16 protein-coding genes and 1 pseudogene are annotated in these 20,184 nt (G+C 40.5%); 10 read left to right on the top strand and 7 right to left on the bottom strand.

Annotation, left to right across the window (positions count from 1 at the left end):
- Positions 1-16 precede the first annotated feature (16 nt).
- From IPP77_14270 to IPP77_14260, 3 genes are all read left to right on the top strand, one after another.
- The gene (locus IPP77_14270) at positions 17-1,066 is read left to right on the top strand and encodes a PorP/SprF family type IX secretion system membrane protein (GenBank protein MBL0310787.1); all 1,050 of its coding nucleotides are present in this window, start codon (positions 17-19) and stop codon (positions 1,064-1,066) included.
- Positions 1,067-1,120: 54 nt separating this feature from the next.
- On the top strand, positions 1,121-3,208 hold the full coding sequence (locus IPP77_14265; protein ID MBL0310786.1) for an OmpA family protein: 2,088 nt from the start codon (positions 1,121-1,123) through the stop codon (positions 3,206-3,208).
- Positions 3,209-4,237: 1,029 nt separating this feature from the next.
- Positions 4,238-5,053 (top strand): alpha/beta hydrolase, encoded by an 816-nt coding sequence (locus tag IPP77_14260; GenBank protein ID MBL0310785.1) that lies wholly within the window; start codon positions 4,238-4,240, stop codon positions 5,051-5,053.
- A gap of 269 nt (positions 5,054-5,322) precedes the next feature.
- Here the strand turns inward: IPP77_14260 and IPP77_14255 are convergent, their stop codons facing one another.
- Positions 5,323-6,603: an alpha/beta hydrolase gene (locus IPP77_14255; GenBank protein MBL0310784.1), complete on the bottom strand. Its 1,281-nt coding sequence runs from the start codon at positions 6,601-6,603 to the stop codon at positions 5,323-5,325.
- Between the two features lie 670 nt (positions 6,604-7,273).
- Here IPP77_14255 and IPP77_14250 point away from each other — a divergent pair.
- Positions 7,274-7,708, top strand: coding sequence for a universal stress protein (locus IPP77_14250; protein MBL0310783.1), 435 nt, complete (start codon positions 7,274-7,276; stop codon positions 7,706-7,708).
- A 15-nt stretch (positions 7,709-7,723) separates the two neighbouring features.
- Here the strand turns inward: IPP77_14250 and ung are convergent, their stop codons facing one another.
- Together ung and IPP77_14240 are read right to left on the bottom strand one after the other, a co-directional pair.
- Positions 7,724-8,407, bottom strand: a complete 684-nt coding sequence (gene ung / locus IPP77_14245) for a uracil-DNA glycosylase (protein MBL0310782.1) — start codon at positions 8,405-8,407, stop codon at positions 7,724-7,726.
- Entirely contained in the window at positions 8,404-9,417 is a 1,014-nt protein-coding gene (locus IPP77_14240) for a glycosyltransferase family 9 protein (protein MBL0310781.1), read from the bottom strand. The genes ung and IPP77_14240 overlap by 4 nt, the downstream gene beginning before the upstream one ends.
- A gap of 87 nt (positions 9,418-9,504) precedes the next feature.
- Here IPP77_14240 and IPP77_14235 point away from each other — a divergent pair, with 87 nt between their 5' ends.
- Positions 9,505-10,086 (top strand): tRNA-(ms[2]io[6]A)-hydroxylase, encoded by a 582-nt coding sequence (locus IPP77_14235; GenBank protein ID MBL0310780.1) that lies wholly within the window; start codon positions 9,505-9,507, stop codon positions 10,084-10,086.
- 3 nt (positions 10,087-10,089) lie between these two features.
- Here IPP77_14235 and IPP77_14230 read toward each other — a convergent pair whose 3' ends face one another.
- The 3 genes from IPP77_14230 to IPP77_14220 all read right to left on the bottom strand — a co-directional run bounded on the left by IPP77_14230 (position 10,090) and on the right by IPP77_14220 (position 12,876).
- Positions 10,090-10,449: a hypothetical protein gene (locus tag IPP77_14230; GenBank protein ID MBL0310779.1), complete on the bottom strand. Its 360-nt coding sequence runs from the start codon at positions 10,447-10,449 to the stop codon at positions 10,090-10,092.
- Positions 10,450-10,482: 33 nt separating this feature from the next.
- Positions 10,483-11,418: a tRNA epoxyqueuosine(34) reductase QueG gene (gene queG, locus IPP77_14225; protein MBL0310778.1), complete on the bottom strand. Its 936-nt coding sequence runs from the start codon at positions 11,416-11,418 to the stop codon at positions 10,483-10,485.
- A 1,020-nt stretch (positions 11,419-12,438) separates the two neighbouring features.
- Positions 12,439-12,876 (bottom strand): clan AA aspartic protease, encoded by a 438-nt coding sequence (locus IPP77_14220; GenBank protein ID MBL0310777.1) that lies wholly within the window; start codon positions 12,874-12,876, stop codon positions 12,439-12,441.
- A gap of 183 nt (positions 12,877-13,059) precedes the next feature.
- Between IPP77_14220 and IPP77_14215 the strand changes: the two genes are divergently transcribed.
- From IPP77_14215 to IPP77_14200, 4 genes and pseudogenes are all read left to right on the top strand, one after another.
- Positions 13,060-13,590, top strand: coding sequence for a transcriptional repressor (locus tag IPP77_14215; protein MBL0310776.1), 531 nt, complete (start codon positions 13,060-13,062; stop codon positions 13,588-13,590).
- Entirely contained in the window at positions 13,574-13,912 is a 339-nt protein-coding gene (locus IPP77_14210; protein MBL0310775.1) for an STAS domain-containing protein, read from the top strand. Before IPP77_14215 ends, IPP77_14210 begins: the two co-directional genes overlap by 17 nt.
- Before the next feature lie 39 nt (positions 13,913-13,951).
- Positions 13,952-15,238 (top strand): adenylosuccinate synthase, encoded by a 1,287-nt coding sequence (locus IPP77_14205; protein ID MBL0310774.1) that lies wholly within the window; start codon positions 13,952-13,954, stop codon positions 15,236-15,238.
- 264 nt (positions 15,239-15,502) lie between these two features.
- A pseudogene (locus IPP77_14200) lies at positions 15,503-16,563 on the top strand (anthranilate synthase component I family protein).
- A 47-nt stretch (positions 16,564-16,610) separates the two neighbouring features.
- Here the strand turns inward: IPP77_14200 and IPP77_14195 are convergent.
- Complete coding sequence (locus IPP77_14195; GenBank protein ID MBL0310773.1) at positions 16,611-18,881, bottom strand: TonB-dependent receptor; 2,271 nt, start codon at positions 18,879-18,881, stop codon at positions 16,611-16,613.
- Positions 18,882-19,013: 132 nt separating this feature from the next.
- Between IPP77_14195 and IPP77_14190 the strand changes: the two genes are divergently transcribed.
- Positions 19,014-20,177, top strand: a complete 1,164-nt coding sequence (locus tag IPP77_14190; GenBank protein MBL0310772.1) for an aminotransferase class I/II-fold pyridoxal phosphate-dependent enzyme — start codon at positions 19,014-19,016, stop codon at positions 20,175-20,177.
- Positions 20,178-20,184 lie beyond the last annotated feature (7 nt).

Raw genomic sequence — 20,184 nt, 5'->3', positions numbered from 1 at the left:
AAACAATCCATAACACATGAAAGTAAGATTCTACGCCATCTTATTCTTGTTGGCAACAGGCCTGACCTTATCGTCACAGGATATTCACTTTTCCCAGTTTTATTCTTCGCCGCTAACATTGAACCCGGCAATGACCGGAAACTTCAATGGGCTTTACAGAATTACAGGAATATACCGCAACCAATGGCCTGGTATGACTACCAGTAATCCGGCTTTTTCTACGCCCTCTGTCAGTGTTGATTTCTCCCTTTTGAGAGAGAAGATTAAGCATGGTGCATTAGGAGTAGGTGTGGTGTTTGTCAATGACCAGCAAAATGGTAAGACTTTTAACATCAATCATATTCTAGCTTCTGTTGCTTACAACATGGGTTTTGGTCCCGAAGGCAAATTCCAGTTGGGTGTGGGCTTTCAGGGAGGTGTGATTATGAACAAGGTAGATTTCAGCAAGTTGAAATTTGCTGACGGCTTTGATCCTAATACACTGGATTATGGACAATCAACCGAATCTCTTGGCAAAGGCAAAATCAAAGGACAGTTCAACGTGGGCTTGTTTGCCAAATACAGTTTCATGAAAAGTGGAAGGGTATATGCCGGCTACTCCTTTAATAACGCTACGCGCTATGCTCAGGACTATGTGCTGAACAGCATAGACAAATTTAAAACTCCTTTCCGCCATACCATTCACGGAGGCTTTGAATTTGACATCAAGGATAAAGCAGTCATCATCCCCGGAGTACTTTATCAAAATCAGGCAAAGGCACAGGAAACTAATTTCGGTTTGACCGGCGGTATCCACGTAGTGAGAGACCCTGCTAAGCGCGCTACTATATTCTTAGGCTTGTGGAATCGTTTGAACAAAGGCAACTATACTTTGATACCTAAGGTAGGATTTGAAATCAGAGGCTTCCGTGCCGGATTTGCTTATGATGCAGCTTTGGGTAAGCAAAGAGCAGATTCTAAAAATATCGGAGGTCCTTATGCGCAGGCATTCGAAGTTACCCTGAGTTATATCGGAATTGTCAAGGTTCCGAAGGAGCACATGTATCTCTTCAATCCTCGTTACTAAAATTTAATCACCAGGGAAAGAATTTTAAAACCCCAGAAAACTTAAGACTAAACTATGAAGTATTTTTTATTAGCTGCTCTGATTCCCCTGACACTTTTTCTCGGTGCGCAGGACAAAGAAACTAAAACGGTTCAAAAATATCCAAAGGTAAAAGCAGGAAAGAAACTGAAAATATCCCGTAAGCTATTGAAGGACGGAAGCTATTATAATGCCGCTTCCTATCTGGAAGACGTATATAAAGATAAGCCGAACAAGATTGATGTTCCGCATCTGTTGGGCGAGTCCAATCGTTTCATGCGCGATTACGAAGCTGCTGAAAAGTACTACAAGTTGGTGATTGAGAAAGACCCGGAGGCTTATGTCAACGACAATTTCTATTTGGGACAAATGCAGAAGATGAATGGGCGCTATGAAGATGCCAAGAAATCTTTTAATGCCTATATGGCGATAAAACTTGACAAGCGCGACGATAACCTGAAGGCTTTAGCTCAAGCAGAAATTGAAGGTTGCGATTCTGCTTTGGTATGGATGAAAAACACCACCAAAATCAAGGTGGTAAGGACAGAAGGTGCAGTAAACAGTCCCCTACAGGATTATTCGCCTAAACCTTTTGCAAACAACCGGGTGCTATTCTCTTCTCAGCAAACCGATACAGCAGTAGATCTTTTTGCCAACAAGGCAAACTATGAGAGCGCCATCTATATGGCTGAAAAGGCAGGTGCTTCTTATTCTAACAAGACCAAACTGCCTTCTCCTCCCAATGCAGATGAGAAGAACGTATTGAATGCCATTATGTCTGGCGACGAAAAGACTTTGATCTATACAATGTGTCAGGATAGCTCTCTGCTTTCTAATTGGGGCAGATGCAAACTTTATAGAACTACAAAGAAAGATGCACTGAACTGGAACGAGCCGGAAGAATTGACGGCCTTGAACAATCCGGAAGGAACTTCTACACAGGCAGCTTTTGGTGTAGATGCTGAGAGTAACAACATCCTTTATTTTGTGTCCGATAGAAAAGGAACCAAAGGAGGATTGGATATTTTCTATGCAAAAATGAACAGCGACGGAACTTTTGGTGAAGTGGTCAATGCCGGAGATGAGGTAAACACCGCAGGTGATGACATCACTCCGTCTTATGACATGAAGAACAAAGTGCTTTATTTTGCTACCAGTGGTCGTCCTACTATGGGTGGTTTGGACATTTATAAGGTTTCAGGAACTCCCGGCAAATGGGGCGTGGCTACCAACATGGGCGTGCCTGTCAACTCGCAAGCCGATGATCTTTACTTTGCTTTGGATGAAAAAGGAAATAAAGGATTCATGGTTTCTAACCGCGTGGGTACTTCTTCTTCAAGAGGAACTACTTGTTGCGACGACATCTGGTCGGTGAACGTAAAACCTGATGTTACTTTGAAGGCTATTTATGTTAAGAGAGGAGATGCTACCAATACACCGGTTTCAGGAGTAGATGCTTCGATGTATAAATCAACGGGCAACAACTTTGAGTTTGTGAATAGCACCAAGACTACCAATGTTCCTTTCTACTTTGCGCTGAACAGAAACACGGCCTACAAAGTCAACGGGAACCTAGAAGGCTACTGGCCATCTATTGATAACCTGACAGTAGCAGAAGAGGAAGAGCGCGATACCATCGAGCAAACTTTCTTCCTAGACCCGATTATCAAAATTCATATCAAGATTCCGAACGTGTATTTTGCCTTCGACAAATCAAACGTGATTGATTTCTACAAAGGACAAATTGATTCAGTGGTGCGCGTCATGAACGAACATCCCGGCTATTCCGTAGAGATTCAGGGGCATACCGACAATAAAGGAACGGATGAATACAACGAAAAACTTTCTCAGCGTCGTTCTAACGAGGTGAAGACCTTCCTGATTAAAAAGAAGAAGATTGCAGAAGGTAGAATTGTAGCTAAATGGTTTGGCGAGAAGATGCCTGCCGTTCCAAATGAACTGCCAAATGGAGAAGATGATCCGGAAGGCAGAGCACGCAACCGTCGTGTAGAATTCAAAATCATTGTGGACAAAGCAGAAGATGGTGTCGAATTTGAAAGCGTAGGTGAAGTGGTGAAGCAAGTAAAGACCGGACCGGGCTTTACAGGAAAGAAGAAGAAGTAAGAACTAAGGTTTAATTGATACGAAAGCGAGGCTGCCTTTTTGGTAGCCTCGCTTTTTTTATGGTATTAGACCTCCTCTTTGCCAGGCCGCTTCAGAAAGTAATTGAATTTGTCTCCCGCTCGCATGGAGATTCAGAGGGAGGATCTTAATAAAACTGATTTTATGAAGTGGCCTAGTGAATTGTGGAAAAAGTCTAATGTTCGGGGGTAAGTTAGGAACTGAATACAGCCATTGTAATAAGACACCGAGACCGATGCAATTAGCATCAATGCCATTGTAATATGACATTGAGGTCAATGCAATTAGCATCAGTACCATTGTAATATAACATCGAGGTCAATGCAATCAGCATCAGTACCATTGTAATATGACATCGAGGTCAATGCAATCAGCATCAATGCCATTGTAATATGACATCGAGGTCAATGCAATCAGCATCAGTACCATTGTAATATGACATCGAGGTCAATGCAATCAACATCAATGCCATTGTAATATAACACCGATACCGATGCAATTAGCATCACTGCCATTGTAATATGACATCGAGACCGATGCAATTAGCATCAGTACCATTGTAATAAGGCTATTACGTGTCTGCAACACATAAGCAGAGTTTCCTTGCCCGACTTAAGCAGTAAAGCCGACGTTTCAGAGACACTCTGTAGGGCGATGCCATTAAGTTAAGCCGTAATTGTGTTCCAAACATGATTATTTGTGGCTAAAGCCAAACCAGTTTTACACCAAATACTCCGCCATAAATGGCGGAGTTATAACACCACGCTTCAGCGTGGTGAGCATCCGGCTCATGCTAAATGGCTTTAGCCATGATAATAGCTACGGGGAATTCAGATTCAAACACTTATTAGAATGAACCTTGAAAACCGCATCGCAGTCGAAATCCTTAACTTAATGGCATTGCTTTGTAGGGAAGAAAGTGTGAATTATATAAATCGTTTTACTATTTATGTAAGGGTATTCAGTATAAAGAGAATCATCATTGTACGGAAAAAACAATAGAGAATAAAAATGAAAACAACAGCTACAGGATACAATCTAACTATCGAAGTAAATGACATCAATATTTCTTATGACGATATTGGGGAAGGGAGTATTCCAGTCGTCTTTCTTCATGGTTTCCCATTCGACAAAACAATGTGGCACAGCCAACTCGAATTTTTAAAGTCATCAAGCCGGGTTATCGCTTATGATATTCGCGGATTTGGAAAATCAAGGGATGAGAAAGCATCATTAAGCATTGACTTGTTTGTTGAAGACTTAATAATGTTTATTGATAAATTACAAATTGACAAAGCAATAGTTTGCGGGCTTTCTATGGGAGGGTACATAGCGCTAAATGCAATGAAAAGATTCCCTCAGCGCTTCCAATCTTTAATTTTATGCGATACACAATGTATTGCCGATACGCCTGAAGCGAAAGAAAAGCGTTACAAATCAATCAGCCAAATTCGGGATGAAGGAGTAACAGCATTCAACGAAGGATTTATAAAAGGAGTCTTTTACAAGGATTCGCTAAACAACAAGAAAGAAGTGGTTGAAAAGCTACGAAGGGTTGTGTTTTCTAATACGCAAAAAATCATGGCTGAAGGACTCATTGCGCTTGCTGAACGGTCTGAAACCTGTTCCTGTTTACACACAATTGCTATTCCTACTTTGATTATCTGTGGCAGAGAAGATGTAATAACACCTCTTGTACAATCCGAATTTATGAATAAGGAAATCAAAGGTTCAATCCTAAAGGTTATTGATAATGCAGGACACGTATCCAATCTTGAACAGCCGGATGATTTCAATAAACACCTACAAATGTTTTTGACTGCTTAATGTTCAATCATTGTCAAATGAATCGAATCAAATAGTAAAGATTTTAGAATAAGTAGCTTGGACAATCGGTATAACGTTTTTCGGCTTGGCGATGTGGCGGATAAAAAAGGAGAAACTTTCTATTATCACTGAACTTCAAAGGAAGCAAAAATCTTGGATTTAGCACTATACCCGTCGTATTGCCAAACCGATGTTGTACGCATACCTTTCTGCTCGCTTATCTGTTAAGTTTGTCTGTGTCGCACGAATGATGGTTGCAATATTGAACTTTACTTTTTTTCCTTTAATAATTTTTCAAGCTTTTCTTTTGTTTCAGGAATTAATTTAAACGTTAAGGTTTTTTTGAAACTCTCTATGGCTTTTAATTTGTCACCTTTTGCCAGGTACAAATCACCCAATCCATCATAACAATTAGCGGTTTCCGGGTAGTTTGCAATATTTAGTTTAAACAGTGCCTCTGCCTTAATAAATTGTTTTTGCCTCAGCATATAATATCCAAGACCATTAACCAGGCTTTCATCTGGCTTAACGGGATAGCCAATTTGCTCAGAAACATTATTATAGTGTGTTGTTAATAAAGAATCCAATTTAAAATGGGGGTCGTCCAGGTCACTATTATAAATTTTCAATTTGTAATATTCAAAAATAAACCGGAGAGCATCATACTCACCGATCAACCGAACAGAACCGTGATCGTCATTTTCATAATATTTATGTTGGAAACGTAATTGATTTGTTTTGTTCTTGAAAATATCTTTAATGAATTCCAGATTGCTGCGGATAAGTTCAGTACCCTCAGTAGTATCCGTTTGAACTTTCAATGTATCCATTCCTTTCTCCATTCGGTTTGCCAATGCGATAAACAAGGTTTTCCCTTTATAATTTGTTTTTGTTAACGTTGTTTTTGCATCCTTAACAATTTGATGATCGTTCCACCACAAAGCACCATCAAGAGAAACATACGAATTGAATAAATTTGGATGATGTATCAGCGTATTTACAACAGTTAGTCCGCCAACAGAGTGACCAATGAAGATTTTATAAGGAGCTGCTGGGTAATTCGATTCGATGTACGGCATCAATTCCTTTTCTACATAGAGCATGAATTTTTCGCCATTTCCAACGATACCGGGAGTTTCTTTATCTGTACCAAATGTTAGATCCGTCATTCGGGCAGGATGCAAAATCCCAACAACGATCATTGGGGGACAAAGACCTGCGTTACTTATGAATTCCGTTATGCTAACGACATTATTAAAATTGGCATCTCCGTCTAATAAATAAATTACCGGGTAACGTCCTTTGCCGGTATTTTCATCTCCTCCATTGCTGTTTGGAATATGAATCCAAACTTTACGTTGTTCACCTAATATTTTTGATGGTGAACTTTTTTCAAATCCGATGGTAAAGGGGTTGCTTTCCTGTCCTTTAGCACATAAGGAAAAAAGTAATATAGTAAAAGAACAAATAAATGTTTTCATAAAATTTTTAAAATTTGGTTTAAAATATTGCCTAATGGCTTCCATAGGTATCAGTATTACTGTTTTCATAAGTCAAAGAAATGGCTTTATCCTTGCATTGGAGAAAATAATATGCAAACAGACGTGCTTTATCTTCATAATGGTAGGGTTCAGATAGATTCATACTTAATTAACAGTTAAGTCTTGCGTTGGACTGTTAGGGGCTTCCACTTGAATATCCTGTCTCTTGAAGGTGAGCGGAGTTTCGCTTTAGGGTTGCGTACAACATCTATTATCCGCTATAAATATGGTAAAACTTGCGGCAAGCCAACTAGATATAAGTGGATTGCCGCAATTCCCGATTGCGGTAATCTTTACCATGTTTTGTATCCTCATAGAATTTTGTCAAGCGGTGATTAAATTTTGCATAGGTGTTTTTAGCTAACATGTTTGCTCTCTTGTCCTTTCTAGCGCTTTTAACTATTATTCATTCATAAATGATGTTCAACTCTTGTTCTTCAAATCATAGCGTATGATTTTAAGTAACCTAAGTGAGTGCTTTCAATAACAAGATAGAATAGCGCACAGGTGGCACGGATTGATACCGATAAGACACAGATATTCAATCAAAATTGCTTCTGTTGAAATCACTCATTTATTTATTGGATTAGGTTTATTAATTTGCTTCACGAAATAAGAGGCTGCTTCAAGATGATTGAATGAGGTAGATTTATAAACTTGATACCGAAAACATTTATCCATGAAAAACATATTAGTAACCATAGATTTTAGCGAACAAGAATCGCTGCTGGTAGATAAGGCATTAGAAATAGCTACTGCCTTTAAATCAAAAGTATGGGTATTGCATATTGCCGCTCCGGACCCGGATTTTGTGGGTTATGGAGTAGGGCCACAATATATTCGCGACAGCCGCGCGGAGGAATTGCGCGATGAACATCGGAAACTTCAGGAGTATGCGAGCCGGTTCACTGCTAAAGGCATTGAGGCAGAAGGACTGCTGATACAGGGTTCCACCATCGAGATGGTGATGGCAGAAGCAGAAAAATTAAACATTGATTTGATTATTGTTGGCCGTCAGGAACATGGATTTTTGTACAAGGCCTTTGTGGGAAGTGTGTCGGCTGAGATTATTAAAGAATCAAAGATACCGGTGCTGATTGTTCCGCTTGTGTGAACCGGTACCGGTTTGTTAAAGACTCCAGTCTATAGGTTCTTTACCTTGTTGCCTGAGCGCTTCGTTTGTTTTCGAGAAATGTTTGCATCCATAAAAATGCGTTACCGAAAAAGGTGATGGATGCGCCGACTTGAACACAATATGTTTGGACATATCAATCAATGTCTCTTTATCTTGCGCGAATCGTCCCCACAACAGAAAAACAATACCGGTTTTAGATTCGGAAATCTTTTTGATAACAGCATCCGTGAAAGTTTGCCAACCACATTTAGCATGAGAATTGGCTTCGCTTTCATTCACTGTGAGCGAGGCATTGAGCAAAAGGACACCCTGCTTTGCCCATTTTTCCAGATTGCCATGATTGGGGGGAGCAATACCTAAATCGTTATTGATTTCTTTAAAGATATTTACCAACGATGGCGGAGGCTTGACACCCATCGGCACCGAAAAACAAAGACCGTGTGCCTGCCCCGCGCCGTGATAGGGGTCTTGGCCAATAATCACCACTTTGAGTTGCTCAAGTGGCGTTAGATTAAAGGCATTGAACACGAGCGGACCGGGCGGATAAACCTTTTTGCCTTTTGCTTTTTGTTCGAGAATAAACTTTTTGATAAGCGGGAAGTAGGGCTTTTGAAAATCGTCCGACAGCAATTCTTTCCAACCGCTTTCTAACTGTACCGGTGCTTCAATATTGCTCATACTGTGAAAGTATCAGTCCGAAGAAAATGTTGGATGGAAGAAACTATTTCCGGTTCATCTAATTTATTCATGCAATCAAAATGTCCCTTCGGACAGGCATCATAACCTAGTTTTGAACAGGGACGACAATTCAAGTCTTTAATTTCAAATCTCTTGTTGGTCACCTGATGCCTTCCATAATAGGGCGACATTCCAAACTCCGGTATGGTATTTCCCCAAAAGGAAATAATAGGTTTTTTAAATGCGGCAGCTATGTGCATCAGCCCGGTGTCATTGGTCAATACCAACTTCGCCTGTTGAACCAGCGAGGCAGATTGATTAAGTGAATATTTGCCACAGGCATTGAACACCTTTGATCGTGAATTTTGGATAGCGGAGATAATTGATTCGCCTTGCCCGAAATCTTCCTTTCCTCCCAAGAGAACAACCGGATACTCTATTTGAGAAAGAATACGTGCGATTTTATCGGGTGGAAATTTTTTGGTGTTTTGCTTTGCGCCAATCACCCAAGCGATATATCCGTTGCGTAGGTCCGGAAAGATACTTTCAACATTCACGTGGTCGTCCTGTGATATAAAGTAATCCAGTCCTTCGCCGTCGTTTATTATTTCAAACTCTTTGCAGGCTTTAAGGTAGCGATCAACAATGTGCTGCTTTGGCAGTTGGTTGATTTTGAAATTCACCATCAACCATTTTTCCAGATTGATTTTGTCGAAAGAAGAGGAAGGTGTGTTTAATATAAATTTGAGTTGTAAGGTTCTTTGATTATGGTGCAGGTCTATGATGTAATCGAAGCTTTCTTTTTTTAATGTTTCTGCCAGCCTTACCATCGAATCTTGGAGCGAATGAATTTTGGTGAGGTATGGATTGTGTTGAAGAATATTCTTAAAGGCTTCTTTAGTTGCGTAATGTATCTCGGCCTCGGGAAATTTATTTTTCAGGCAGCGAATGACAGGCGTAGTCAATACGATATCGCCAATAGAGGAAAAACGGAGAATGAGCAATTTCATGGTGCGTGAAAGTAGAAAAAGGCAGGGCAAGGATAGAGAGTAGCCAATGATTATTTTAGCCGAAAATTAAGAGGATAACAGGATAATATGCTTGGATTAAAATTACCTACAGACCCGCGTTGGGCCGATTTGGCGGGAAAGTCAATAGAAGAAATTCTTACTGACCATGCCTATTGCGAACAGAAAGCCGCTTCTACTTCCATCTCCCTGATTCAGAATTATCCTGACTTTGAAGCGGTGGTGGAGGCCTTGTCCCCGATAGTGAAAGAAGAGTGGGGCCACTTTGAGTTGGTGGTGGAGCATTTGAAAAAGAGGGGCTTGAAACTGGGGCTACAGAGAAAGGATGTTTATGTAAATGAATTACGCAAGTTTGTTAGAACAGGAGGCTCGCGGGTAAACTCCTTGGTAGAGAAATTGTTGTTTTCTGCTTTGATCGAGGCGCGCAGTTGTGAACGATTCAAACTACTTTCTCAAAATATGGAGGATGATGATTTGAAGCAGTTCTATAAAAACCTGATGGTGAGCGAGGCAGGGCATTACAAGCTATTTCTGGATATGGCTTGCGATTTTGGCGGCAAGGACAAAGTATTGAAGCGGTGGGATGAATGGCTAGAATATGAGGCAGGCATTATGAAGAGCCTCGACATTCGTGGTGATCGAATACACTGATTTTTATTTCTCCGTCAAATCTTTCCACATACCTAAACTTGAATTTGGAGTAAACTCAAAAACTCTTTTGGTATCGTCCTGCTGCATAAAAGTTACGGTGCAGGTTTCACTTCCTTCCCACTCAAACTTAACTGTTTCATCATTTATATCCTTTGCATAAAACTCGAAACTGATATTTCCTTTCAACCCCTCCCCTTGCGCAACCAGGTTCGTACTCCAAGGAGAAAATGCAGATTCTCGTTTGGCAGAAACGGTTAGCGTAATATGACCATCGGGAGATTGACTCTTGACGGCATCATTTCTTTCCTCAGCACAGGAGGCAAGCAAAAGAGAAAAAAGGAGAATGAATGTCGTTGATTTCATAGGACTACTTTAATGATTGATACTGCAAGGAAATTATTTTGAAAACAGGAAGTTAATATTTCTTTTCAAGCCCTTGAATTTAGTTCGCTTGATTGGTGAGAGGCGAAACAGTTGTTTGAAGGTTTCTTCATTCAAATCTTCCCAATCTTGTCGGGTCATATTTAATAATTGCTCAGACGGTTCTAATTCAGGTTCTTGGTGACGAGTAGATTGAGAATTAATCGGGCAGACTTGTTGGCAAATATCGCAACCGAACATCCAGTTTTCGAACTTGCCTTTATAATCCTCTGGCAATATTTCATCTTTCAGTTCAATAGTAAAGTAGGAAATACACTTGCTGGCATCTACTTTATAAGGTTCGTAAATGGCATCTGTTGGACAAGCGTCAATACATTGGGTACATGCACCACAATAATCCTTGACCGGCGAATCGTATTCTAGGGCTACATCAAGAATGATTTCAGCCAAAAAGAAATAGGATCCTTTCCGTTTTGAAAGAATATTGCTGTTTTTTCCTACCCAGCCAATCCCTCCACGTTGTGCCCAGACACGTTCCATCACAGGTGCGGAATCTACGAAGCTGCGGATACTTATCTCTCCGACTTTCTGCCGGATAAATTGTACAAAGTTATTTAGTCTATCTCGAATAAAATCGTGGTAGTCATTGCCTAAGGCATACATAGCAATCTTGGGAGATTGAATATCTCTTTGCTTTTTGTCGGTATAATAATTAAAAGAAAGGGAGATAACGCTTTTGGCTCCCTCCACCAGATTCTGCGGATTCGTTCGTTTGTCAAAATGATTCGCCATGTAGCTCATTTTGCCCTGCATGGGTTGATTTAGCCATGCTTCAAGTATCTTAGCTTCTTCTGTAAGCTCTTCTGCTTTGGAAACCCCGCAGGAATCAAAACCTAAGCGCTTTGCCTCCTGTTTAATTTCCTTAGTTAGCTCATATTGGTTTATCTGCATCATCTGCCATCCGGCCGATATATTGGGCCAAAAAGGTTTTTCGAAAATAATAGTCTTAGCGGATAAAAGGAGGTGGAATGAATCAAACTATATTCAGACAACAGAGGACAGGCAGCTTACCACCCAAACGTTTACTGCCTGCCTCGTTGCTGAAAGCATATTGCTATGCTATAATTTATAATCAAAGAACATCACGCTACTTTTTTTGTCGGACGAGCGAGAACAGGCAGCTTACCACCCAAACGTTTACCGCCTGTCTCGTTGCCGACGACATATTGCTATGCCATAAGTTGATGAGGATTTACACAAATAAGATCGGACAAGCAAGGACAGACAGCTTACCACCCAAACGTTTACTGCCTGCCTTGTTGCCGAAAGCATATTGCTATGCTATAATCTATAATCAAAGAACATCACGCTACTTTTTTTGTCGGGCGAGCGAGAACAGGCAGCTTACCACCCAAACGTTTACCGCCTGTCTCGTTGCCGACGACATATTGCTATGCCATATCATAACCCTGCAATCAGTTCTGTTTCAGAGCTGATTGCAGGGTTGAAAATTCAATAAATCAAATTAGAAAGACATGAAATAGCTGATAACGCCTATAGGCATCATCTGGAAGAGAGAAAGTATTTCTGTCTTCATAACCAATAAATTTCGGTTGCTGTAACCAAGTTAAATCAAATAAGCAATGAGAACATGTTGTTTCATTTAACTTAGCTACTAACCTCGAAGAAGTGGAAACAATATGTTTGGTAATGTGTATGCAATAAGGACTCTTATCTGTATTTGTGGGATTTTTATCATCTGAAACACATAATAAACTACTACCTGTATGATTAGAAGTTTGAACGGAATAAAGGTTAGCAACCAAGGTATTTATGGAAACCAAGTGAATCAGGTATAGAAAACCTAAACTGATAACGAGCCGACGAGTATTAGAGCTAGTATTATTCTTCACTTTATTAATTAGCTGCACAAATTTAGCAAAATGAAGAAAACCGCCAATGCTTTTTTAGTTAAGGTAGTATAATCTTCATCAGACCATAATCTACAATCATTTTGTGTTCCAACATCAACTCGGAGCCTAAGATTCCCTGAATTTTTGGAAGACTTAATTTTTTGTAGGCATTGTTAACATGAGACAGGTCAATAGCTGCTATCTTAAAATTCGCTTTTTTATGTTTTCCTATTTTCAACTCTTTGATTTTTCCATAATAGGATTCGGCCACAGATGAATGAAGTCCGGCGGTTTCTTGTTTCAAGGCGACCAGATTTTTTTTGCCCTCATTCTTTTCAAAATAGCCTTTATCTATTACTGTTTTTGATGCACCTGTATCAATCAGAAAGCGACATTTTTTTCCATTTACGCTGACATTTAAAAACAGATGATACCCTCCTTTGTCGAGTTCTGCTAAGATGATTTTTACGGATTCTTGTTTGTCTTTTTTCTTCATGCGCCAAAAATAAACAATATTAGTCTACCAATATGGAGCGAGTGCTTTTCCCAGTTTCAGTTTTCTCGAGTGTATTATCCAAACTTTGTTGCCATCGGTTACAAAAGCAGATAACCATCTTAATTATAGCAGGTATATTTGTGGCTTGCTAATAAGAGCCTAAACTTTATATTTTTGAGTGTGATTTCTACTGGCCATAATCAACAATTTGAGGAGGTAAAAAATATCTTCTCCGCTTATCTTGAAAATAAGGCGCTCCGAAAGACAAACGAGCGGATTTCTATTCTGGAAGAAATATATTCTCGAACGGACCACTTTGATGCGGAATCTCTATTTCACGATCTTAAAAAAAAACGATTGAATGTAAGTCGGGCGACGGTTTATAACACATTGGATCTCTTAATCCAATGTGATTTGGTAAGGAAACATCAATTTGGAAAGAATCTGGCTCAATATGAAAAAAGCTATGGTTATAAACAACATGACCATATTATTTGTGTGGATTGTAAAAAAGTAGTTGAATTTTGCGACCCACGCATTCAACAGATTAAAAGTATGATGGGTGAGTTATTAAATTTCCAAATTACGCACCATTCATTAAATATGTACGGGATTTGTGGAAGTTGTCAGTTAAAACGAGAAATCGAAGGTGCCGATAAAAAATTAATTAAAAAACAATCAGTAAAACAACTATCGAATGAGAAACGAGATTAAAGACGGAATTCTGGTAATTTATATTGAAGGGAATTTGTTGGGAGAACATACCAACGGTGTGGTCATGGATTTGATAAAAAATCAGGTGGACACTGGGAATAAAAAGGTGTTGTTTAATCTGGGAGAAATGAAATTTATCAACAGTACCGGCTTGGGCATGTTGCTTACTGCAGTAGGTAAGGTCCGGAACTCGGGAGGGGAACTATCTATATGTTCACTACCTGACCAGATGAAAAAACTTTTACAAATGACTAAGCTCGAAAGTATATTCAGATCTTTTGATGATGAAGTGGCAGCCATCAATTTTCTTAAAGGCGTTTAATCCGTGGTATCCAACATTTTTAATGTTTAATTAATACACATGCAGGTAGATATTCTATTAGGTCTTCAATGGGGAGACGAGGGAAAGGGAAAGATTGTGGATCATCTTGCTGGTCAATATGATATCATAGCACGTTTTCAGGGTGGGCCGAACGCAGGGCATACTCTAGTGATTGATGGAGTCAAAACAGTTTTGCACACGGTGCCTTCCGGCATTTTGCATGACAGGCCAATGAATGTAATTGGCAACGGCGTGGTCATTGATCCTGTTACATTAAAAAAGGAGATTGAACAGTTGTCTGCTAAAGGGGTTGAGATAAACAAGCGATTGTTTATTTCCAAAAAGGCACACCTTATTCTCCCGACACATAAAATTTTGGATGCCGCTTCGGAGGCACATAAAGGAGAAAGCAAAATAGGATCAACGTTGCGCGGTATCTCTCCAACTTATATGGATAAGACCGGCAGGAATGGTCTGCGAGTGGGCGATGTATTAAGCAAGGATTTCAAATCATTATATGAAAAGGTGAAGGAAAAGCATTTGCACCTTCTCAAGATTTATGACTTTGAATTTTCTTTGACTGAGAGCGAAGAAGTTTGGTTTGAGGCGATTGACTTTATGCGGTCTCTGAACCTGATTGATTCTGAGTATTTTCTGAATAATGCTTTGAGCAAAGGGAAAAGCATTTTAGCCGAAGGGGCGCAGGGCACTATGTTAGATATTGATTTCGGAACATATCCTTTTGTTACCTCTTCAAATACTATCACCTCTGGTGCTTGTAACGGATTGGGTATTCCACCTAATAAAATAAAGGAAGTCATCGGAATTGCGAAGGCTTATGCAACTAGAGTGGGAAGTGGTCCTTTCCCGACGGAATTAAATGATGCGACCGGCGAACGTTTGCGTCAGGCAGGAAATGAGTTTGGTGCCACCACCGGGCGACCTCGGCGTACCGGATGGTTGGACTTACCTGCACTACAATATGCCATCATGGTGAATGGAGTGACTCAAATCGCCATGACCAAAGCAGACGTATTAAATGATTTTGAAGCTATTGAAGTCTGCACGGATTATGAAATTGAAGGAAAGCAAACGAAAGAACTTCCCTTTGATATAGTCCACACCAACATCAAACCAGTGTATCACAAACTATGTGGTTGGAAAACTGATTTGAGGAATTTCTCTTCATACGACGACTTACCAGAAACTTTCATAGGCTATCTTGCTTTTGTGGAAGAATATCTGCAAACTAATATCAGCATGATTTCTACTGGCCCTGAAAGGGAGAAACTACTTTTCAAGAAAACGTTGGAATCGGTATCCTGATTTTCCTTCATGGTTATGAAGAAGGATATCTCACCCCCGGATTCAACAACTATTTCCCTTTCTGACCTCCCCACCTTTAAAAAAAAGGTTCTTTATTGGGCGAATCATTTTCCAATAATCGCTTTGCTCGACAGCAACGATTATCCAAAAGATAAGTATCGGAGCAAAGATTGGGTATTGGCTATTGATGCGCTGGATGAGGTCTCTTGTGGAAGTAAGGCTTTTGAAAAGCTGAGAGCATTCCAGAAAAATACGGACACTGATATTTTCGGTTTCTTTTCCTACGATCTTAAAAACCAAACCTCTAAAACTCAAAGCCGACATTCGGATATTCTGCAGTTTCCCGATTTGTATTTTTTCAAACCAAGGTATCTGCTGCAAATTGAAGGGAATCAACTAACGGTGAATAGGAATTATCCTGAGACTTTTGAGCTACTAGAACATATTGATAAGGTTCATATCCCAATACCGCTTGACCACAAACCACTTCAGTTACAAGCGAGGACAAGCCGCAAAAAATATTTGCAAAATGTTGAGCAGATAAAATATCAAATCGCCCGTGGTGATTTCTATGAAATGAATTACTGCAATGAATTTTATACGCATCATGGAAAGATTCATCCGGTTGAAACATTTTTGAAACTTAACGAGCAGTCAAAAGCTCCTTCAGTTGCTTCTTTAAACATCACGATAAATTTCTGCTTTGCGCCAGCCCGGAACGGTTTCTGAAAAATGAATCCGGGAGAATCGTTTCCCAACCTATTAAAGGGACCATACATAAAGGAAATACCGAGGAAGAAAACAAAGGCTTAAAAGAGGAACTCCGAAGGGATAAGAAGGAAATTGCAGAGAACGTGATGATCGTTGATTTGGTCCGAAATGATTTGTCGCGCACCTCGAGAGCAGGAAGTGTAAAAGTGGAAGAGCTATGTGATATCTATGAATTCAACACCGTGAATCAAATGATTTCTACTGTCAGTGCTGAACTTCGAGAGGGGGTAGATTTTGCCGAGGTCATCGAAAACGCCTTTCCTATGGGCAGCATGACCGGCGCTCCCAAAGTAGAGGTGATGAAGAACATTGAGCATTATGAAGATTTTAAGCGAGGTTTATACTCCGGGGCTGTGGGATATATCACCCCACAACAAGATTTTGATTTGAACGTCGTGATCCGCAGTATCTTCTATCATGCTCATGAAAAGTATATTTCCATCTGTGTGGGAAGTGCTATTACGGCAGATTCTATTCCCGAAAAAGAATATAACGAACTCTTACTTAAAGCAGCTGGAATGATGAAGGTTCTTGATGCACAGATTGACCAGTAACCAAACCCTCCTTAGAGGAGATTGTCTGATCCCTGATAGGACTAATCTTAAAAGCTAAACGCCACCGCCAGACTAGGAAGTATTGGGAGTTGATTCACGCGAGAGAAGGTAATCCGATCGAAATAGAAAATATTCTTTCGATTATACACATTCGCTACACTTAGTGTAATTTCTATTTTGAGTTTATCCTTGATATTAAAGATTTTACGAGCCGAAAAGTCTAAACGGTGATAATAGGGTAAACGGCCACCGTTAATTTTTGTGTCATAAATTATACCTAGTTGGCCATTAGTGGTAGTATAGTTTGTTCCGATGCCGTTGTCGAATGGATTAGACTCGTATAATGATTGGGTTTGGGTGAATGGGAAACCGCTACCCAAATTCCATCGAACACTTACTTCCCAATCCTGCTTCTTTCCAAAAGCATACGATGCCATTAAGTTGGCGTTATGGCGGCGGTCAAAGTGAGGAGGATATTCCTGTTGTCCATCGTAGCGATGGGTCCAGGCCAAAGAGTACGTTCCATAAAGGTATAATCCTTTCCACTGCCACTTGGCAGAAATATCCAGCCCATAAGCATCGCCTCTCTCCACCAAAAAATTGGCGTCTGTATTGAACTGTTTGTATCGGTTGATGTTGAACAGGTGCCAGAAGTATTTGTAATAGGGTTCGATGTTAACGACGATATTCTTAGGTAAGTCGAGTTCGATACCGAACACCCCGTGAACACTCCGCTGCATGTTGCGTATATTGTCATATACCTTCCCGTTGGCATCTTGCGTAGATTCATCCGGCGCGGAGAGAAATCCCGTGAATAGGTTCACCACATCGCGGTCGCTTTTGGTACTCAAGAAGTTTTGTGAGTAAAGCCCGCTCGCTAATTTCAGACGGATAATATCATTCACATTATATTTCATACTGAATCGCGGTTCGGGAGAAATGCCACCTATTTTTCCGTAATACTGAAACCTTCCTCCTGCCTCAAACACAAACCTGCGGTAGTATTTATGGAAGTTGAAATACACGCTGAGGTCCGTTGTGTTTTGGTTCTGAGTGACCTTTTGTCCATAAGTATTCTCAAATTCAAAATCGGTTTTGTTTCCCTCTACTAGCAAACCATATTTCAATTCACCGTTCTTCATGTAGTAGCTGAAATCCATCCCTACGTTGAACCCTCCAATGGTGCTGGATCGAGCCGGTTCATTTGCACCGGTCAGGTTAATCGTGTATTGAGAATAGCTAGCGTGGGTGGTGAAATACAGGTTAGAGTTTTTGGGTACAGCCAAAAAGCTACCACCTACACCGAAGGTGTTCCAAACATAACGCGCATCGGTAAAGTTCGTTTTGTCATGAAAGTTAAATCCGGTGATATTCAGTTTATTGCCACCCATGGAAAGCGAAAATTTCCCATACCCGTCGTAGAATGAATAGGGCAATCCATTTTTGTCAGCATAGGTGTACAGCGCCTTAGAAGCTTGATCTAAAAACGAAATCTTAGAATTGAGAATCAGGCTGGCGCTAGTACTTTTCCCTTCTCGCTCTTTGATCAGCGGAATTTCCAGCAGTGCATGAGCCATGAAAGGGCTGACGCCTATCTTGCCGCTGAATTTCTTCCGGTTGCCATCCCGTGTAGTAACATCCACCACCGCTGAAATTCTTCCTCCATATTGGGAAGGGAAGGCTCCGGAATATACATCCACGTTCCGTATCAGATCCGTCTCATAAATAGAGAACATACCAATAGAGTGAAACGGATTGTAAATGGTAATTCCATCCAAAAGAAAACGAGTTTGAATCGGCGTGCCTCCGCGAATGATCACCTGGCCGCCCTGATCGCCGGTAGAAATAATTCCGGGCAGCAGTTGTAAGTATTGTGCCAAATCCGGTTCACCACCTATAGAAGGCATCTTGCGCATATCTGCCGGACGAATAGAAATGACTGATACGCGGCTTTCCGTTTTGCGCTTCTGCTTTTCTGCATTAATCTCCACATCGCTCAATTCTTTCGATGCAGCACTCATCATGATCTTGAGATTCAAGGATACATTATTTACAATCTCTACTTCCTTAACAACTGATTCATATCCTACAAAACTGAATGTTAGTTTATAGCTTCCTGTCTTGAGGTTGGGAATATGGAAAAACCCCTGATCGTCGGTAGAGGCACCAAAATTGGTTCCCTCTACTTTAACCGCAGCGAATGCAATCCCCTCACCGTTAGATTTATCATATACAAAACCTTTCACCGAACCTTTTTGTGAAAACGCCAAAGAGAATGAAGTAATAATAAGTAGGAACGCGAGTAGTGATTTTTTCATCAAGAGATATTTATAGCGCGCAATTTATGTATTTGGCATTTTCTACAATGTTAAAGTTATTGCCTATCTTTAGTTCTACTATATACTTAGAATGACATTGGCAAAAACAAAGAGAGTCACTATATTTGCTGCATGGACTTATCATACATTTTGAATCATTTAGGCGAAGAGCGTGAGAATTATTTCAATGCCGTAGCGCCGCCAATCATACAGAGTACTAATTTTTGCTTTAAAGATGTAGCGACGATGCGCAATGCTTTTCAGCATGAGAATGAAGAATCGTTATACACTCGAGGCAATAATCCCACCGTTCGGATTTTAAGAAAGAAAATTGCTGCTTTGGCCGGTGCAGAAGATGCGTTGGTTTTCAGTAGCGGAATTGCTGCTGTTTCGGCGGCGGTGATGTCGAATGTGAAAGCGGGTGACCATGTGGTTTGTGTAAAGAAGCCTTATAGCTGGACAAACCGTTTGCTCAACGAATACCTCAATCGTTTTGGCGTTGAAACCACGATGATTGATGGCACAGATATCCAGAACTTTGTGAACGCCACAAAGTCCAATACTCGACTTTATATGCTCGAAAGCCCCAACACTTATACTTTTGAATTGCAAGATATACGGGCGGTAACCAGCCTGGCCAAAAAGCACAATATTGTAACCGTGATTGACAATTCTTATTGCAATTCCTTGGGGCAGCCTGTGTTGGAAATGGGTATTGACATAGAAGTTCATTCCGCAACAAAATATTTTGGTGGACACAGTGATGTAGTAGCGGGCTATTTGATGAGCAACCAGAAAATGATAGATAAAATTTTCGCTACGCAGCTCATGATGCTGGGTGCCATCATCTCTCCAAACGATGCTTGGCTGATGTTGCGCAGTTTGCGTACCCTTCCTCTTCGTTTGGAACGAGTAAAATCCTCGACCGAAAAAGTAGTGGAATTTATGGAAGCGCATCCCAAGGTGGAGCGGATGTATTATCCTTGGTCCAAGTCTTTTCCTCAATACGAGTTGGCTAAGAAGCAGATGAAATGGTGCGGTGGTTTATTCACTATTCAGTTGAAGGCTAAAAGCATTGACGAGGTCGAAACTTTTTGCGACAACCTCAAGCGTTTCCTAATGGCAGTATCTTGGGGCGGTCATGAATCGCTGTTGATGCCGGCCTGCTCCTTTCATCCCAAAGAAAATTACGATGCCAGCATTTATCCTTTCACCTTAATACGTTTTTATATCGGATTGGAAGATCCTGATATCCTCATCGCGGATTTGAAGCAAGCGCTTGATAAAATAGGATAGCGCGGAA

The sequence above is a fragment of the Bacteroidota bacterium genome, assembly GCA_016722375.1.
In the GTDB taxonomy this organism is placed as follows: domain Bacteria; phylum Bacteroidota; class Bacteroidia; order Chitinophagales; family LD1; genus Bog-950.
This window is presented reverse-complemented; position numbering and strand designations above follow the sequence as displayed.

Excerpts from the sequence above, each read along its gene's own strand:
- IPP77_14250 (MBL0310783.1), top strand. The coding sequence starts at position 7,274 with ATGAAAAACATATTAGTAACCATAGATTTTAGCGAACAAGAATCGCTG.
- IPP77_14230 (MBL0310779.1), bottom strand. The coding sequence starts at position 10,449 with ATGAAATCAACGACATTCATTCTCCTTTTTTCTCTTTTGCTTGCCTCC.
- IPP77_14255 (MBL0310784.1), bottom strand. The coding sequence starts at position 6,603 with ATGAAAACAGTAATACTGATACCTATGGAAGCCATTAGGCAATATTTT.
- IPP77_14220 (MBL0310777.1), bottom strand. The coding sequence starts at position 12,876 with ATGAAGAAAAAAGACAAACAAGAATCCGTAAAAATCATCTTAGCAGAA.
- IPP77_14205 (MBL0310774.1), top strand. The coding sequence starts at position 13,952 with ATGCAGGTAGATATTCTATTAGGTCTTCAATGGGGAGACGAGGGAAAG.
- ung (MBL0310782.1), bottom strand. The coding sequence starts at position 8,407 with ATGAGCAATATTGAAGCACCGGTACAGTTAGAAAGCGGTTGGAAAGAA.
- IPP77_14190 (MBL0310772.1), top strand. The coding sequence starts at position 19,014 with ATGGACTTATCATACATTTTGAATCATTTAGGCGAAGAGCGTGAGAAT.
- IPP77_14240 (MBL0310781.1), bottom strand. The coding sequence starts at position 9,417 with ATGAAATTGCTCATTCTCCGTTTTTCCTCTATTGGCGATATCGTATTG.
- IPP77_14210 (MBL0310775.1), top strand. The coding sequence starts at position 13,574 with ATGAGAAACGAGATTAAAGACGGAATTCTGGTAATTTATATTGAAGGG.
- IPP77_14195 (MBL0310773.1), bottom strand. The coding sequence starts at position 18,881 with ATGAAAAAATCACTACTCGCGTTCCTACTTATTATTACTTCATTCTCT.
- IPP77_14260 (MBL0310785.1), top strand. The coding sequence starts at position 4,238 with ATGAAAACAACAGCTACAGGATACAATCTAACTATCGAAGTAAATGAC.
- IPP77_14235 (MBL0310780.1), top strand. The coding sequence starts at position 9,505 with ATGCTTGGATTAAAATTACCTACAGACCCGCGTTGGGCCGATTTGGCG.
- queG (MBL0310778.1), bottom strand. The coding sequence starts at position 11,418 with ATGCAGATAAACCAATATGAGCTAACTAAGGAAATTAAACAGGAGGCA.
- IPP77_14265 (MBL0310786.1), top strand. The coding sequence starts at position 1,121 with ATGAAGTATTTTTTATTAGCTGCTCTGATTCCCCTGACACTTTTTCTC.
- IPP77_14270 (MBL0310787.1), top strand. The coding sequence starts at position 17 with ATGAAAGTAAGATTCTACGCCATCTTATTCTTGTTGGCAACAGGCCTG.